We start from the raw sequence: 16,078 nt of genomic DNA, 5'->3' as shown, positions 1-16,078 counted from the left end.
CGGTGAAACGCCACGGAGTGCCAGATCATGCCCGTTTTTCTAGACACCACGTCGCCCGAGTTTGACGCGGCTTTTCAGACCCTGCTGTCGGCCAAGCGCGAAGACAGCCCGGATGTGGATGCCATCGTCGCGCAGATCATTGACGATGTGCGGGTCCGTGGGGATGAGGCGGTAATCGAACTGACGGCCAAATTCGACCGGTTAGAGCTGACACCGGATACGCTGGCTTTTTCGGCAGAGGAAATCGACGCCGCCATTGCGCTGGTCTCGTACGCGGATCGTCAGGCGCTCGAACTGGCAGCCGAACGCATCCGGGCCTATCACGAGAAACAGATGCCCGCCGATCACCAATGGACGGATGAGGCCGGGGCGACCCTTGGCTGGCGCTGGTCCGCAGTGTCTGCGGCGGGGCTGTATGTGCCGGGAGGGCTGGCCTCGTATCCGTCGTCGGTTCTGATGAACGCGATCCCGGCCAATGTCGCAGGGGTCGAGCGTCTGGCCATCGCCGTGCCCACCCCAGACGGTCAGGCGAACCCTCTGGTCCTTTTGGCCGCACGCCTGTCAGGCGTGACTACGGTCTATCGCATCGGCGGGGCGCAGGCGATTGCGGCACTGGCCTATGGAACAGATACCATCGCAGCGGTGGACAAGATCACAGGCCCCGGAAACGCTTTTGTTGCTGCCGCCAAACGCCGAGTCTTTGGTAAGGTCGGTATAGACATGATTGCGGGACCGTCCGAGATTCTGGTTATTGCTGACAAAGACAACGACCCCGACTGGATTGCACTGGATCTACTCAGCCAGGCAGAACATGACGAAAGTGCTCAATCCATTCTGATCACGGATAGCGCCGATTTTGGACGGGCCGTGGCGCAAGCCGTGGAAAAACGTCTTGAAACCCTGCAACGCCGGGCCATAGCCGGGGCCAGTTGGCGCGATTTTGGTGCGGTGATCACTGTGGGCAGTCTGGATGAGGCAGCCTCTCTGTCGAACCGAATTGCCCCGGAACACCTTGAGCTATGCGTCGCAGATCCCGTCGCTCTGAGCGAAAAGACAATTCACGCAGGTGCAATCTTTCTTGGTCAGTACACGCCCGAGGCAATCGGGGATTATGTTGGTGGGCCTAATCACGTCCTACCCACCGCCCGGTCGGCGCGTTTTTCTTCCGGTCTGAGTGTGATGGATTTCCTTAAACGCACGACTCTCAGCCAGATGACACCCGAAGCCCTGCGGGCAATCGGGCCAGCGGCAGAGCAACTTGCGCAGTCGGAAAGCCTTGAGGCGCACGGGCTGTCCGTGACCGCACGGTTGAAACGATTGAACGGTTGATCACCTATGGTCAGAGGGTCACACCTGCAATTACCTCATCCGATTTTCCCCGATAGGGCTTGAAATCAAGGGGCAAATTGCGGCGCTCTTTATGTGCGACCGGATCTAAAGGAGGTTGATTTGGAACGTGTGGCGACCCTCTGGATCGGTAAGCGCTTTAGCTTTTTGGAACATCTGTGCCTGAAGTCCTTCGCCGATGTCGACCAGAAGCCAATCGTCTATCACTATGGCGATCTTGAAGACATTCCGGATTATATCGAGCCGCGCAATGCCCGCGAAATTTATGATACTCCCGAGATCTACCGCGATCCGATAACCCGATCCGTGGCCGTTCATGCAGATCTTTTCCGTCTGCAGTTGATGCAAAAAACCGACTATATCTGGGCCGATGCGGATGCTTATGCGGTCCGGCCATTTGAGACAAAGAACGGGTATCTTTTTCCGAATGCGAACCTCAAGAAACAACGGATCATGAACGGTGTACTTGCGTTGCCCAGCGACAGTCCGGGGCTGCAAGCCATGTGCAAATATGCTTTTGACAGCGATCTGGTGCCGCCATGGTGGACACAAGAGCATAAGGAAACCTACAGCCAAATGTTCAACGGGTCGACCTATTGGAGCCTGCCAATTTTCAGCTTTGGTCCGCCCATGCTGTTTCACTTTCTTTATGGCACACCAGAGCATGAGATGGCTGTGCAAAGGTCGGTCCTCTATCCTATCCCATTGCGATATCGCGGCCTTTGGAATGACCCCGACCTTTCCAAACTGGATTTTCTGAAGTGGGACCAACAGATGTCTGTCCATTTTTTTGGATCCTGGTTCCGAAAGATCTTTCTTGGCCGCCAAATCAACTCTGGTTCACTGGTCGATACGCTGTTGCGCAAACACGGAATAGATCCGTCCGAACACCCGCTTTGACGATTTTCGTCGGACGGCCCGTCACTGCGTTGCCCATTTATTTCCATTGGGATAAGTCTGTCCCGACCTGAACGGACCAAACGACCATGACCCGAATTTCGCACATCGAACTGGATGATAGAAACTTGCCCCCGCCGACACCCGAGATCGAGCAGGAGCGCAAGGTGGCAATCTATGATCTGCTTGAGGATAACGCTTTCGCGCTGCCCAAACGCGATGATCGTGTGGTTCCGGAAGGGCCGTATCATGTGCAACTCTCGATCCGTGACAAGCGTTTGGTCTTCGACATTGCCACCGAAGCCGAAGAAAAAGCGGCCGAGTTCCATCTGTCCCTTGGACCATTCAGGCAGGTGGTCAAGGACTACTTCCAGATCTGTGAAAGCTATTTCGACGCCGTAAAGACTTTGCCGCCCAGCCAGATCGAAACCATCGACATGGCCCGGCGCGGTATCCACAACGAAGGCAGTCGGGTGTTGCAGGAACGGCTGGAAGGCAAGGCCGAAGTTGATTCAGACACAGCCCGTCGCCTGTTTACGTTGATCTGCGTATTGCATTTCGGGGGGTGACGGGTGACGTCTCTGCCGCAGTCCATCTTGTTCTGTTGCGACCACAATTCGGTCCGATCTCCGATGGCCGAAGGCATCATGAAGAAGTTTTATGGCACCGGCACCTATGTGCAATCCGCCGGGGTGCACAACGATCTTGAGATCGATGGCTTTTGCATTTCGGTCTGTCATGAAATCGACGTCGAGCTTTCACGTCACCGGTCCCGGTCGTTTGATGAAATGCAGGAATGGGGCGACGACCTCAGCTCGTTCGATCTGATTGTAGCGCTGTCGCCGGCCAGCCAGCGCCGTGCGCTGGATTTGACGCGGGTTTTTCATCTGGATGTCGATTATTGGCCAATAATGGACCCTACCGGGCTGGGTGAAAGCCGCGAGGAAAAGTTACATCACTACCGACAGACCCGCGATCAGATCATTCAGCATCTGAAGGACCGCTGGGGTGAACCAACGGAGTGACCATGAACGAAACCGTCAAAACCTATTTCGAAGCCTTCAACGCCGGGGACGTAACCGGCATGCTGGCCTGTTTGTCCGACGACGTGGCCCATCATGTGAACGAAGGGCAGATACGAGTGGGCAAAGAGAAATTCGCAGCTTTTTGTGACCACATGAACCGCTGCTATCGCGAGAACCTCACCGATATCGTTGTGTTCGCGGCCGATGGCGGTACCCGTGCCGCCGCTGAATTCATCGTGAACGGCACCTATCTTGAGACGGATGAAGGCCTGCCCAAAGCACGCGGGCAGACCTACCGCCTACCAGCCGGGTCGTTCTTTGACCTAAAGGATGGCAAGATCACGCGGGTCACCACCTTTTACAACCTGGCCGACTGGACCAAGCAGGTCTCGAATGGCTGAGGTCACAGGCGTTCGCGCCTTGACCGGGGCGGCGCTTGAGGCGGCTCTGGATGACGTCGCTCGCTTGCGGATCGAGGTGTTTCGGGCATGGCCGTATCTTTATGACGGCGATCTGGAATACGAGCGGAAATACCTGCAATCCTACCGTGACAGCGACAGATCCATCGTTGTTGGTGCCTTTGACGGGGATCGTCTGATCGGCGCATCGACCGGCGCCCCGCTAGTCGACCATGCCGCCGATTTCGCGGCGGCCTTCGATGGCTCTGGGCTGGACTTGTCCCAGATCTTCTACTGCGCCGAATCCGTCTTGCTGCCCAACTATCGCGGGCAGGGCGTGGGGCATAGGTTTTTTGACCTGCGCGAAGCCCATGCGCGCAACTTTGGCTTCACCAAATGCGCCTTTTGCGGTGTGCAACGCACGACCGATCACCCGATGCGGCCTGATACCTACCGCCAGCTGGACACTTTCTGGCGGGCGAGAGGGTATGAGCCACTGCCCGGCGTCGTCGCGCAGTTCTCGTGGAGGGATATCGGGGAAGAAGGCGAGACGCTGAAGCCGCTGCTGTTCTGGATCAGGGATTTGTAGATGGATTTGGCCACTATGCAGAGAAAGCCGAAATCAACGTCTACCGGCCCTCATCCATCATGATTTTCTACGCACCTGATCACAGACGCTTCAAGAAGCTCGCGATTGAAGGGCATAATTTCGGCTGGCGTGCCTAGAAGGACAAAAGATGTTTTCCAAGTCGCTTCGCAAAATCCAGCGGCGCCCATCCATGCGACATAGGCTGAGAATCGCATACCGCTGAGCTCTAGTTCGACCGGGTCATAGACAGGTTCAGTCGGTAACAGCTCCAGGTCCAGTTGCTTGCCTCGGATTACGTTCAGAGCAACCTTTACTCCAGTGCTGTCAATCCAATCCTCTGACTCGGCACCTGTTCTTTCCGACTCCAGATAATCCAAAAACTCTTGAAGAGTTTCTTCTTTGGTGTCCGGGCTCTCAAGCAGCTTTGCAAAAGTAATTAGTCTTTTTTGATGGTATCCGCCCGGCTCCAGGCGTTGCGCTAGGCTGCGAAGTAACTCAGCATCTCCGGTGGCTATTGGCATATAGTATTGGCTTGTCAGCGAGTTGTTCGTCGAGGCAAGTAATTCAAGCGCTTCCTCAACGCACCCGTTTAACCAGTAAGCGGAGATGATCCTGCTTTGATCCCTCGGGTTCGAACGGGAGAAGTCAGTCAGTTGAATGACATCATAAAGCGAACCATCTTGCAGTTTCTTCCTGAGCGCCCCTTTGTCGCCATCGAATTGCATTAATGCCGTCCGCATCAAATAGAACTTTAACTCATCCCGCTGTTCGCGGGCGGGTTCTTTGGACATAAGCAACATGGTCAAACTGGCTCGTCTAACGTCTTGCTCTTTGCCATCACCCAAACCATCCAAAAACAACTGAGTAAGCGGTTCGTCGTGCCATGTTGGCGTATCAAAACAGTCCGCAAGCGCGGGCACAGATAAGCACGTTGTTCCTAAAACCAAGCAAAGGATTCTAAAATTCATCACTGGAAAATCCTCAATTTTCTTGCTCTCATTTACCAGTGCTGAAGTTCGTATGCCATGGGCTTACAAATGAACTAGCTGTCCTAAATTCAATGTGTCACGGTTGGGCTATACAGTCCACGAACGCACACTTAGATTTCAGCCGAGTTAAGACTGCAAGGAATGCCCCATGAGACTTGCCACCGCCGCCTATAACCTCGACTGGCTCGAAAACTGGGCGCAGTATGAAGATAAGCTGGCCCGCTGGGTCTCGGATGCCGCAGGGCAGGGGGCAGATCTTCTCGTTTTCCCCGAGTATGGCGCGATGGAATTGTCGACTTTGGACGGGGCCGAAGTAGCGGGTGATCTGGAACGCTCGATCCGTGCTGTTTCAGATCGGATGGGGGACGTGCAGGACCTGCATTCGCGTCTGGCTCAAGAGCATGAGACCTACATCCTGGGCGCATCCGCTCCGGTGATTGACGGGTCAGGCCGTCCGGTAAACCGGGCTGTGCTCTACGCTCCGAACGGGACGTTTGACCATCAGGACAAACAGATCATGACCCGCTTTGAACGCGAAGACTGGGATATCGCGCCGGGCGGACCACTGAAATTGTTTGATACCCCACTTGGAAAAATCGGAATCCTGATCTGCTATGACAGTGAATTCCCCTTGCTGGGCAGAGCCCTAAGTGAGGCGGATATAATCCTGGTTCCCTCATGCACCGAGGCGTTGGCAGGGTACTGGCGTGTCCGCATCGGGGCTATGTCGCGTGCGCTGGAAAACCAATGTGTTACGGTCATGGCGTCTCTGGTGGGCAAAAACGAATGGTCCGATGCGGTAGATATGAATACAGGAACGGGTGGTATTTTTGGTCCACCTGACAAGGGTTTTCCCGCGACCGGAGTGTTAGCAGAGGGTGCGCTGAACCAACCTGGCTGGACCTATGCCGACGTCGACCTGACAACGATCGCCAATGTGCGCCGGGATGGCCATGTGTTGAACCGCGCCCATTGGGACGAGCAGTGCGGTCGAGTCGAAACAGTCACAATATCCTCTCTTTAGGTGAATACGCCCTTGAAATAAGCCCCAAATAGGCTCATTTAGGCGCACATCCCCGTAGATTCTGCGGGTGCAACGTAATTATGGAGACAACATGGCCAAGGAAGATACGCTCGAATTTCCCGGTGTCGTGAAGGAACTCCTGCCTAATGCGACGTTTCGGGTCGAGCTGGAAAACGGCCATGAGATCATCGCACATACGGCAGGCAAGATGCGCAAAAACCGCATCCGTGTTCTGGCTGGCGACAAAGTTCAAGTCGAGATGACCCCCTACGATCTGACCAAAGGTCGGATCAACTATCGCTTTAAGTAACGCCCGACACATGGCGTTTATTCTCGGATCGGGCAGTCCAAGGCGGCTGGACCTGCTGGCGCAGCTTGGTGTGCAGCCCGACGCCATCCGCGCCCCGGACATTGACGAAACGCCTTTGAAAGGTGAGCTGCCGGTGCCCTACTGCCACCGGATCACACGCGCCAAGGTGCAAGCTGTTCCCGCCGAAAGCGATGATGTCACACTTTGTGCGGACACCACGGTCGCGCTGGGTCGGCGCATCTTGGGAAAGCCTGAAGATGCAGGTCAGGCGGCCGAGTTTCTGCACGCTCTGTCTGGACGGCGGCACCGGGTGATTACCTCGGTTGCGGTTCGGCGCGGCGACCGCATATCGCAACGCGATGTGGTGTCTCAGGTCAAGGTCAAGCGCCTGTCGGATGTTGAGATCAATGCCTATCTGGCAACCGGTGACTGGCAAGGCAAAGCCGGTGCATATGCAATCCAGGGGCCTGCAGGGGCGTTCATCCCATGGATTTCCGGCTCATTTACCGGCATCGTGGGACTACCATTATCCGAGACTGCCGCTTTGCTGCAGGGCATCGGCTATCCTTTGTATCGCGAGGCACTATGAAGGGGCGTACCATCGTTTTAGACCACATCAACAACCGCGAGGCAGCGGCGTTGATGGTGGACGGAAAGCTTGACGATTTCCTGATTGCTTCCGAAGCCCCGGCCCCCGGTACTATCTACCGGGCGCGGGCGGATCGCCCGGTCAAGGGGCAGGGTGGGATGTTTCTGGCCACGCCGGACGGCCAGGCCTTTTTGCGACAGGTCAAAGGATTGGCCCCCGGAGAGCTCAAGCTGGTCCAGGTGACCGGTTTTGTCGAACCCGGAAAGGCGCTGCCGGTGACGGATCGCGTGCTGTTTAAAAGCCGCTTTGCGATTGTCACACCGGATGCGCCTGGCCTGAATATCTCGCGCAGTATCCGGGATGAGGATGAACGCGACCGCTTGCTGGAAATTGCACATGAGGCGATGGCGGGCAGCGAACATGGGTTGATCCTGCGGTCCTGCTGTCAGGGCGAGAATGCCCAAGAGATTGCTGAAGATATCGGCGTCATGCTGGCTCATGCCGATGCTGTGATGAACGATCCCGGTACCGAGCCTGAGGTTCTGCTCGCAGGTGATGGGCCGCATGTTTTGGCCTGGCGCGACTGGACCGACCCGGCCGAGGTCGTCACCGAGCCCGGCGCCTTTGAGGCGCATGGTGTCTTGGATGCATTGGATCAGGCGGGCGGAATATCAGAACCATTGGCCGGGGGCGGACACATCTATATCCAGCCCACCCGCGCCCTGGTGGCCGTAGATGTAAACACGGGTTCAGACACCTCGATGGCCGCCGGAACCAAGGCCAATTTCGCCTGCGCAAAAGCACTGCCACGTGCATTGCGTGTCCGTGGGTTGGGGGGGCAGATCACGCTCGACCTCGCTCCAATGCCCAAGAAAGACCGGCGCGGTTTCGAAGCCGCTTTGCGATCTGCATTCAAGTCTGATCCGATCGAGACGATTCTGGCAGGATGGACCCCGTTGGGTCACTATGAGTTGCAACGCAAACGCGGCCGGATTTCCCTTGCGGAGGTGCTGAAATGAGCTGTCCGATCTGTCACGAACCAACGGTGTCTCAATTCCGTCCTTTTTGTTCGAAACGCTGTGCAGACATTGATTTGGCCAAGTGGCTGAACGGGTCTTACGCGGTTCCTTCGCAGCGTGAAGAAGACGTTGAACAGGATGTTTCTTCAACTGAAACTGAGATGCCGCGCCCACATTGAAAAAATGTAAAAAAGCCTCTGGACACTGCCAGTAGCAAGTCATAGAACGCCTCCACCCAACGGCAAAAGCCGTATCCGTGCCCGGGTAGCTCAGGGGTAGAGCAGTGGATTGAAAATCCTCGTGTCGGTGGTTCGATTCCGCCCCCGGGCACCACTTAATCATATGATATTGCTAGATATTATCATCCAACCCCCTCAGGGTTTGACACTTTTTCCGAAGGGTTTGACAACTTTCGATCTACGTTCGTTCTCCTGCTCCAGCCTTTCCATTGTGACCCGGTTGCGATCTGCAAGGTTCGCGGACCGGGAATAGTGACGGGCCATCGACGGAGTTTTTTGCCCAAGCAGGTCCGCAATCTGGCGTTCCTCAAGCCCCGCCTCGCGCAGCGTCGTGGCCACGGTATGCCGCAGCCCCTTGAGGGTCAGGCCCGGCTGCACCATACCCTCAGCCTCTAGTTTCTTCTTGAATCGGTGCCAGACCGTCGAAAAGCCGTTGTAGGTCCACGGCTTCCCGCTAGACGTTGCAAGAATGGTCACCGCGTCGTGGGCCGGCGCAGCGTCCAGAGCAACTTGCAGCGTCGGACCGATCGGAATGGCGACCTCTTGCCCGGTCTTGCCCCGGACGCCCCAGATCGTGTTGCCATCGATCTGGCGACGAGTCAGCTTGAGCGCGTCGGACGGATCAAGGCCAGTGTTCATAATGAGTGCGACCGCCGTCCGAACGTGAGGCGCGGCCCGGTCCAGCACAACCGCCCGTTCCTCGACCGTCCAGGGACGGTTGGCATAGGGCCGATCTTTCGGTCGCGGCTTGGGAATGACATCCGCTGCGTAGTCCCGATCGATCAGCCCTTTCGGAATGGCATACCGAAAGACTTGGCTCAGGAATGTGCGGACCAAGTTTGCGCGCCGCCAGCCGATCTTTCCCGCCGCCTTGTCATGGATGCCCGACACAAGGGGTGTCGTGATCGCGGAAACGGGCGTGTCGCGGATCGGGTGCAAGAAGTCAGCACACTTGCGGTAGTCGCGCTTGGTAGCGTCCGCCAGATTTCCAAAGTGCTCAGTCTGAAAATAGAAATTGACCAGCCCGGCAAGCGTTCCCGGCTTGGGGGTTTGCGCCTTCCGCGCCTCTGCAATGACCGCAACACGGGCGCACTCCGCGAAGAACCCAGCCGATCCCAGCGGGTTCTTTTTCAGGTCGATCTTGTGGCCCGTAGCGCGATGATAGCAGCGCGGTATCCCGTGTCGATCATCGAATATCTTAAAGCCCTTCACCCTTATCCGCGTCATTACAGCTTGCCGAGGATGGCGTCTTGCGTCGCCATCTCAGCCCCTTCCTTCATCGCATCAATCCACTTGTCCAAGTCACGCTTGTCCCACAGGATCGAGCCGGGACGCATCTCAACCGGTTGAACCGGGCAGGTTGTCTTGAAGTGTTTGACCGGCAGGCCGGTATAGTCCGCCGCCTCAGACTGTTTCAGCATTCGCTTCTCGACGACACTGATGTTAAGGTTGGCGTTAGCCATCAGCATCCCCACATTCTGAATTCGGCTTCATCCGTCTCATTTATCCAGTCTCGCAGTCTCCGGCTCCAATCTTGAGCCTGCGCTCGACTTCGCCGCGGATGCCAGCTACGTCGAACGCCATTTCGATCAGGACCGAATACTCTTCGCCCTCAACAAGAGGCGTGCCGGTTTCTTGTCCCTGTGGCCCTTTCACATGTTCCTTTTGTCGCGGAATTTTCACTTCCACGGCGTTGGGGAAATCATTCAGCTTGGACCTGAGGTCACACGCGATTTCACCGGCCACACCTGCCGGAATGTCTTGCTCAATCAGGCGCGCGTAGACAAACAACGCGACTAGGTCGTCCTGATTGAAATATCGGGTGCCGCCCTTCTTAACAGCCGGCGCGCAGGGGTAGCGATCAGCCGCGACTGCTTCGTTGAACCGCTGCTTGTTTATGCCGGCCACCTTACATGCAGTTGTTCCAGGGTGCATAATTTCGACTGCCATACCCGTCCTCCTCGGCCTATTGTATGAGACAATAGGACATGCTATTGCTTCATGCAATAGGCTTATTTCTCCGCTAGTCGCAGAAAGACTTCCGAGCGGCCCTCAACATCCGCCGTGTGTCACCATGCGCCAAGTCAGGGGGACAACTGCGGGAGGTTGCGTTGACAAGTGAGCAAGCCAGTGACGGAAAGTCCAAAGCGCGTGATCCAGAAGGGGTATCGCGCTATTCCGAGTTCTATTTCGACAAGGCCGGAACCACCTATGGTGGCGTCATGCTTTGGCGGCTGCATGCGTGGTGGCGCACGTCTATCCTAACCGATGAAGACGGCTATAAGTGGACTGTAGTGTCGCTCCGGAAGTTGGCGGACACATTGAAGATGGATCGCAAAACCATGGAGCGTCACGTCAAGAAACTTGAGACGATGGGGCTTATCGAAACGAGGATGGGTACGTTTCGGAACCTTCCGCAGAAAGAGATTAGGGTTCTCCTCGATGAGGGAATGGTACCGGTCACGAAAAGTTCCCATGTTGTCGCCGAACCCGGCTCACCCTCTGGGGGTTCCGTTACCCAAGACAAAGGTGCTTAGGTACCCTAGGGAGGGGGCAGAATTGCCCCAGGGAGGGGGCGGAAAGGGGCCAGATTATACGTATAAGGACTTCTACATACACTCAACGAATACGCAGCCACCCTGAAATAGGTCGGCTGCTTCTTGTCAGAATTTTTCAGGGTCTATCAGGGGAGAAATTCGTCAGGGGGAGAAGTATACGCACAAATAGGTACGATAGAGCCTGGACGTCCAACAAGCAGCATTGCGGCTCGTAGGTCTCTAACCAGGAGGCTCGACAATTTCTTTTGCTTCATGTGGCAGAATAGCTTTCTTCGACCTTGGTGAATCGGAAGCTCCGGGCACCGTCTTTGCTTGATCGATAACGACGGGAATGGCAGTGAACTTGAGTTCACTTGGCCGCCCAGACAGATCGACTGTCAGGCTGCGGCTTCAATGTGATCTGCAAATATCCGCAACGCCGCTGCCGCCGCATCTCGTTCATCCCGCGCTTGCAACGCATGGTTATTGACCTGCATCAGGGCTTTAATTTGGCGCGCATCACCAGCCTCACATGCGGCAACAGCTTGTTCGATGATTTCGATGAAATTTGTTGGGTGGGTCATAGATTGATCCCGTGGGTTCTATGCCGGGTTTTTCCCGCCATTCCTGCTAAATCCTAAATGATTTCCTGCCAACCTGTAAGAAGTATCATGGTAAAATATTGTTATTAAATACTTAAATCGGGCTCAGGATTTTCCATCTTAGTCTTTGAGATGTCCATCATTCTTATCTAAGTAGATGGTCTCCGACAAACTCGGGGCGATGGACAGCGACCAAATCGCGGTGCACTCAAGTTCACTGATCCCGTTTGGCCCCAACACCGGACGTTCGTGCAAGGCGCAGCGAATTCAAACTCAGAGCCCATTTTGACCGATGCTGCAAGGCGCACGAACGTCTACTATGGGACAAGCAATGCAATAGCGCTGGCCGGAGGCGATAATGCGAAGTACAATGTGGCGACGGATTGATGTCGTAGGCCCAGAAGCCTGTTCGGCTAACGGTAACGGAACTTCTCGCGCAACCTCGTGCATGGCTGTCTACGTAGTTGAAAATTCTCCCGTCAGAACAGCTTATTCCGTGACCTGTAATGTCGAACGGTTGCTGGGTGATCGCGGTTACGATGCCGATTGGTTCAGAGACGCGTTGAAAGTCAGAGGCACAAGCGCGTGCATCCCAGGCCGCAATCGGATCGAGATCACGTTTGGTCGACTGAAAGACTGGCGGCGTGTCGCAACCCGCTATGACCGGTGCCCAATGGTCTTCTTATCTGCAATAGCTCTCGACGCAACAGTTATACTCTGGTTATGAGTCCTGAGCCTAGCCCAAACAGATGAGCCGAACACTCTCTCAGTTTACACCGCCACTGGTGTCAAAAAATCTGACGACGGACAGTAAGCACTTGACACTAAGCGAATTAGATCGATAACCATAGGTAGAACAACGCTATAATTGCACACCTAAAAAGCGGCGTTATACCACAGTGTTTGATGTTGATCGGGTCTTTATGATTCAAATTTCGAAAGATATACTTAAATCAAAATACCTACTATATGTGATTGTGACACCTCTTCTTTTTTGGGCAGTATTGCGAGTTATTATTCACATTGCAGGGTGGCATGATACATTGCCAAGAGGTATTAGTGATTGCGAGATTGCATTGAAATGGTATCAAACTATTGAGGGAGAACCCCACCAGTTTGGTTCATTTGAAAACTACATGGAAAACTATTATAGGGTCGGCGATACTATCGTAAGTGAATCCAAGTTGAAACGACCGCGATATAGCATTGCAATTTATTATGAATCGAGGAAATCGGCAGATAGCATAGACTTCCGAGTTTCCAAGCATGGGAAAATCTTTTCTGTGCGAAAAGTGAATATTGAAAAAAAGGCTTGGAGCAAGCATCGTCAGATTTCTTGTAAATAATACTTTTGCTGGCCAGTGAGACTAATAAAGGTTGAGATATGAAGTTGACATCGTCCAGCGAGACCCTTTCAGTTTTTGACGCTGAAACAATTACAAATATTTTTTTGTGGGGTGAGAAGAGTTTACCTGAAAATTTGTATGACCGATTGAAGTCAGAAGCCTATATTCAATCACTCCCAACTGAATTAGTTGATGGTCAACTGGTGCGCGTAGTCAAGTTGCAAATCGACGGTCAAGATATGATGAGTAATGGTGCGGGTAGGTTTGTGAAGCTATCTGAATTCGAAGTTGTCCGAGACTTCTTCGAAGTTTCAACTTTGCCTGTTGGGGAGTACACACTTTCTCAGATAGTGAACGAACTCGAAGGGCGCCTTCCTTTTCACCCGGATTATTCAGATAACTTGGTAATTAAACACAGTCACAAATATGATGACAATGACTTGACGGCGGAGAGATCCTATATCTTTCAAAACTCTTCATATTTGCTTGGAAGCCGACCGCAAGATCAATCAGATTTGAAATTTGTAATTAATCCAGATGGTAGTAAAGAAATACTAAATGCGGAGATCCGTCCTTTCCAGGACAATTTTGACTTCACCGGAGGTGGTATTTTATCGGATATTTTCAACTACATCTATGGATCGGATATTGACCCATATGAAAACGGAATAAGGGTTGAATTTGTTTATGACAACAGTTCAATACAAACCTTCACATACTCTGATAAAGATTATTCTTCTGACAAAGATTATGTTGATAAAACATCTTCCATTTTGCCATATCCGGAAGGGAATCTGACTGTAGAAGCTGAAATTGAAGCCGCAGCTGTATACCACATCGATGAATACACTATCTATGTTGGAAACTTCAGCTCCGAGGTAATTGATGTTGAAGCCCTGGGCGAATTTTTTGGTGGCTCCCCGGCCCTTGTTCTGGGGGGTGAGGGTAGGGACCTTGTAATGGGCCGCACCGGGGACGACAGATTTTATGGCCATGAGGACAACGACAACCTCTTAGGTGGTGACGGCAACGACGTGCTTGTCGGTGGTTCTGGCGACGACGTTATCGAAGGTGAAGAGGGCGCGGATGTACTTTATGGCGACAATAGTGAGGAAAACTATCATGGCGCTGAAGAACCAAACGTAATTTCCGGCGATGACACTCTAATCGGAGGCGCTGGCGACGACATGCTGTTCGGTGGCGGCGGCGCGGATATTCTCCGCGGTGATGCGGGGGATGACATCCTTTACTTCGACGCCGAAGATACTGTGGTTGATGGCGGCGAGGGGCGCGATACCGCCATCGTTGAGGGAACTGACGGTGTCACTCTGAACCTCGAGAGTTCCAGTATCGAAGTTGCCATTGGTGGCGTTGGTGTCGACGAGTTTACCGCCAACGCCAATGACGTTTCATTTTTGGCTGGTGGTGATCTTGGCGATGCATTCAACATAGACATCGGGTCTACTGGTACCGCTATTGTCTGGGGCGGCGAAGGTGCTGACAAGATTCAACTGACCTCAGAAAGCCCAAGTGACCAAGCAGGGATCTTGGTCGTTGATGTAACCAACCTTACCGAAGACAATTTCCAAACTATGACGCTTGATGATTTCGGTCTCGGGCCAGGTTTCAACTGGGACGAAATTGACGTTGTCCTCCTGAATCCGGACAGCACTGATACCGTCGCTGTTGATGGTCGCGTGATTGATGTGGATACGCACGCTGAAGACGTTTATGCTTTCGCGCCTTCAACCGGCGCGGAGCTTGTATGGACCTACTCCTTCCAAGCCGACGTAGGAAGCTCGCAGTCGCCCTCGCCTGGAGGCGTCGAGGATATGATTGTCGACTTTTTGGGAATTCAGGGTCAGGCAACGGCTTCGGTGCAAACAAACGCAATCCGTGTTAGCGACGTAACCCTGCAAGTCTTCATAGATGAAAACGGGGACGAGTACTTAGACGGTGAAGTCTACAATTTCGAGGATTGGGTAAACAAAAGTACTCGTGATTTCGCGTCCGGATTAAAATCATCCGGAGATCCAGACATTAACGATTACTATTTTCTATCATGGATCGTATATGCGGCGGCCGGTGTGTCCTCCACCGACTTCTTTGACGTTTATCTACAAGATGGTGCCGGAGTTGCGAAATTCGACGATTACACGTCTTTCCTTCATGAGGTTGGAACGATTTCCAACGCGGCAGATTTGGGTACTTGGTTTGTGCACGGCGGGAGTTTTGACGGAAATTCCGTTTCATCGAATGGCTCAATTACCATTACGCTGGATGACCCACAAACACCCTCTGGCCCGGAGGACATTGGAGATCAAACGGAAATCAACGTCGAGCCTGGGAGCGGCAACAAGTACTTCACAGGGTTTCAGCCCACATCAAGTGTGATTACAATCTCGGGCGCTGCATTAAATCCCAGTTTACCTCCAGCAGGCGTTTCGATTGCGCAGCAAAACAGCGACGTCGTCGTCACTTATGGCAATGATGAATCAATAACGTTGCTCAACGTTTCTCTTGTTGAATGGCAAGCCGCAGCGGCGGCACAAATACTCGGAACTGATGCAAACGAAACCCTCACCGGAACCAATGAGGCAGAGGTTCTTGCGGGTGGGGCTGGCAACGATGTGATTGATGGCAGTGGTGGAAATGATAAGCTTATTGGCGGTTCGGGGAACGACGTACTTAAGGCTGGATATGGCGACGACACGATCATTTACAATTCGGGTGATGACGTCATTCATGGCCACCATTCGAACCGGGGTCAGGACACGCTTGATCTGAGCAAGTATTCATCTGATCAGGTCAGCTTCTCCAGCAGCGGTGACTCTGTACTCATCGAGACTCCTGACGGAACGATCACCCTGACGTATCAGCACTATCATGACATCGGTGCGGACGGGACGAATATTGAAACCATCATGTTCTCCGATGGCACACTGGATGAAATCGGCATCCGAGATCGCGCACTGTCAGATCAATCGACAGATGGTGACGACACGATTGTTGGAACCAAATATGGCGAGACGATTGTCGACGGAGCGGGCAATGACACGTTCTACGCGAGCCATGGCGATGACACGATTGTCTATCACTCGGGCGATGACCGGATCACCAACCGAAATGATGGTTTCGATACGCTGGATTTAAGCAAGTACCTAACG

Annotated in this window: 19 protein-coding genes, 1 tRNA gene and 1 pseudogene; 16 read left to right on the top strand and 5 right to left on the bottom strand. The window is 53.7% G+C overall.

Annotated features, from left to right (window positions below):
- The first annotated feature begins 27 nt into the window (after positions 1-27).
- From hisD to AC2FLB_RS06065, 6 genes are all read left to right on the top strand, one after another.
- Positions 28-1,329 carry a histidinol dehydrogenase gene (gene hisD, locus AC2FLB_RS06090; RefSeq protein WP_496701177.1) on the top strand — a complete coding sequence of 434 codons (1,302 nt, stop codon included), beginning with the start codon at positions 28-30 and terminating at the stop codon, positions 1,327-1,329.
- Positions 1,330-1,449: 120 nt separating this feature from the next.
- Positions 1,450-2,247: a hypothetical protein gene (locus AC2FLB_RS06085; protein ID WP_496708849.1), complete on the top strand. Its 798-nt coding sequence runs from the start codon at positions 1,450-1,452 to the stop codon at positions 2,245-2,247.
- A gap of 86 nt (positions 2,248-2,333) precedes the next feature.
- Positions 2,334-2,813, top strand: coding sequence for a UPF0262 family protein (locus AC2FLB_RS06080; RefSeq protein WP_142639020.1), 480 nt, complete (start codon positions 2,334-2,336; stop codon positions 2,811-2,813).
- Positions 2,814-2,816: 3 nt separating this feature from the next.
- Positions 2,817-3,269, top strand: coding sequence for an arsenate-mycothiol transferase ArsC (locus AC2FLB_RS06075; RefSeq protein WP_142639018.1), 453 nt, complete (start codon positions 2,817-2,819; stop codon positions 3,267-3,269).
- A gap of 2 nt (positions 3,270-3,271) precedes the next feature.
- Complete coding sequence (locus AC2FLB_RS06070; RefSeq protein ID WP_496701175.1) at positions 3,272-3,670, top strand: ketosteroid isomerase-related protein; 399 nt, start codon at positions 3,272-3,274, stop codon at positions 3,668-3,670.
- Positions 3,663-4,256, top strand: a complete 594-nt coding sequence (locus tag AC2FLB_RS06065) for a GNAT family N-acetyltransferase (protein WP_496692239.1) — start codon at positions 3,663-3,665, stop codon at positions 4,254-4,256. The genes AC2FLB_RS06070 and AC2FLB_RS06065 overlap by 8 nt, the downstream gene beginning before the upstream one ends.
- Before the next feature lie 50 nt (positions 4,257-4,306).
- On the opposite strand, the gene AC2FLB_RS06060 is transcribed toward AC2FLB_RS06065, so the two are convergent.
- Positions 4,307-5,224: a hypothetical protein gene (locus AC2FLB_RS06060; RefSeq protein ID WP_496708848.1), complete on the bottom strand. Its 918-nt coding sequence runs from the start codon at positions 5,222-5,224 to the stop codon at positions 4,307-4,309.
- Between the two features lie 169 nt (positions 5,225-5,393).
- Here AC2FLB_RS06060 and AC2FLB_RS06055 point away from each other — a divergent pair, with 169 nt between their 5' ends.
- The 6 genes from AC2FLB_RS06055 (at position 5,394) to AC2FLB_RS06030 (ending at position 8,520) form a co-directional block, all read left to right on the top strand.
- Positions 5,394-6,269 (top strand): carbon-nitrogen hydrolase family protein, encoded by an 876-nt coding sequence (locus tag AC2FLB_RS06055; protein ID WP_496692241.1) that lies wholly within the window; start codon positions 5,394-5,396, stop codon positions 6,267-6,269.
- 91 nt (positions 6,270-6,360) lie between these two features.
- Complete coding sequence (infA, locus tag AC2FLB_RS06050) at positions 6,361-6,579, top strand: translation initiation factor IF-1 (protein WP_005978431.1); 219 nt, start codon at positions 6,361-6,363, stop codon at positions 6,577-6,579.
- A gap of 10 nt (positions 6,580-6,589) precedes the next feature.
- Complete coding sequence (locus AC2FLB_RS06045) at positions 6,590-7,168, top strand: Maf family protein (protein ID WP_496692242.1); 579 nt, start codon at positions 6,590-6,592, stop codon at positions 7,166-7,168.
- On the top strand, positions 7,165-8,187 hold the full coding sequence (locus tag AC2FLB_RS06040; protein ID WP_142639006.1) for a ribonuclease E/G: 1,023 nt from the start codon (positions 7,165-7,167) through the stop codon (positions 8,185-8,187). Before AC2FLB_RS06045 ends, AC2FLB_RS06040 begins: the two co-directional genes overlap by 4 nt.
- Positions 8,184-8,366, top strand: coding sequence for a DNA gyrase inhibitor YacG (locus tag AC2FLB_RS06035; protein WP_281995647.1), 183 nt, complete (start codon positions 8,184-8,186; stop codon positions 8,364-8,366). The genes AC2FLB_RS06040 and AC2FLB_RS06035 overlap by 4 nt, the downstream gene beginning before the upstream one ends.
- A gap of 79 nt (positions 8,367-8,445) precedes the next feature.
- Positions 8,446-8,520: transfer RNA gene (locus AC2FLB_RS06030), tRNA-Phe, on the top strand.
- Positions 8,521-8,561: 41 nt separating this feature from the next.
- Here the strand turns inward: AC2FLB_RS06030 and AC2FLB_RS06025 are convergent.
- Genes AC2FLB_RS06025 through AC2FLB_RS06015 form a run of 3 tightly spaced genes read right to left on the bottom strand, consistent with a single transcriptional unit; the run spans position 8,562 to position 10,376 of the window.
- Entirely contained in the window at positions 8,562-9,653 is a 1,092-nt protein-coding gene (locus tag AC2FLB_RS06025) for a tyrosine-type recombinase/integrase (RefSeq protein ID WP_496708847.1), read from the bottom strand.
- A complete protein-coding gene (locus tag AC2FLB_RS06020; RefSeq protein ID WP_496708846.1) occupies positions 9,653-9,889 on the bottom strand; it encodes a hypothetical protein in 237 nt (78 codons plus the stop codon). The genes AC2FLB_RS06025 and AC2FLB_RS06020 overlap by 1 nt, the downstream gene beginning before the upstream one ends.
- A gap of 40 nt (positions 9,890-9,929) precedes the next feature.
- Complete coding sequence (locus AC2FLB_RS06015; protein ID WP_496708845.1) at positions 9,930-10,376, bottom strand: hypothetical protein; 447 nt, start codon at positions 10,374-10,376, stop codon at positions 9,930-9,932.
- A 161-nt stretch (positions 10,377-10,537) separates the two neighbouring features.
- On the opposite strand from AC2FLB_RS06015, the gene AC2FLB_RS06010 reads away from it, so the two are divergent.
- Positions 10,538-10,963 carry a hypothetical protein gene (locus tag AC2FLB_RS06010; RefSeq protein WP_496708844.1) on the top strand — a complete coding sequence of 142 codons (426 nt, stop codon included), beginning with the start codon at positions 10,538-10,540 and terminating at the stop codon, positions 10,961-10,963.
- A 398-nt stretch (positions 10,964-11,361) separates the two neighbouring features.
- On the opposite strand, the gene AC2FLB_RS06005 is transcribed toward AC2FLB_RS06010, so the two are convergent.
- Positions 11,362-11,547, bottom strand: a complete 186-nt coding sequence (locus tag AC2FLB_RS06005; protein WP_496708843.1) for a hypothetical protein — start codon at positions 11,545-11,547, stop codon at positions 11,362-11,364.
- Positions 11,548-12,082: 535 nt separating this feature from the next.
- Here AC2FLB_RS06005 and AC2FLB_RS06000 point away from each other — a divergent pair.
- The 3 genes and pseudogenes from AC2FLB_RS06000 to AC2FLB_RS05990 all read left to right on the top strand — a co-directional run.
- A pseudogene (locus tag AC2FLB_RS06000) lies at positions 12,083-12,292 on the top strand (transposase); the annotation flags it as partial.
- Between the two features lie 172 nt (positions 12,293-12,464).
- Entirely contained in the window at positions 12,465-12,911 is a 447-nt protein-coding gene (locus AC2FLB_RS05995; RefSeq protein ID WP_496708842.1) for a hypothetical protein, read from the top strand.
- Positions 12,912-12,949: 38 nt separating this feature from the next.
- The coding region (locus AC2FLB_RS05990; protein ID WP_496708841.1) for a calcium-binding protein at positions 12,950-16,078 on the top strand (3,129 nt) is incomplete at its 3' end.

The sequence above is a fragment of the Ruegeria sp. CDSA236 genome (assembly GCF_059611285.1).
The sequence above is the reverse complement of the archived record's forward strand: the minus strand, read 5'-3'. Positions and strand labels throughout refer to the sequence as shown.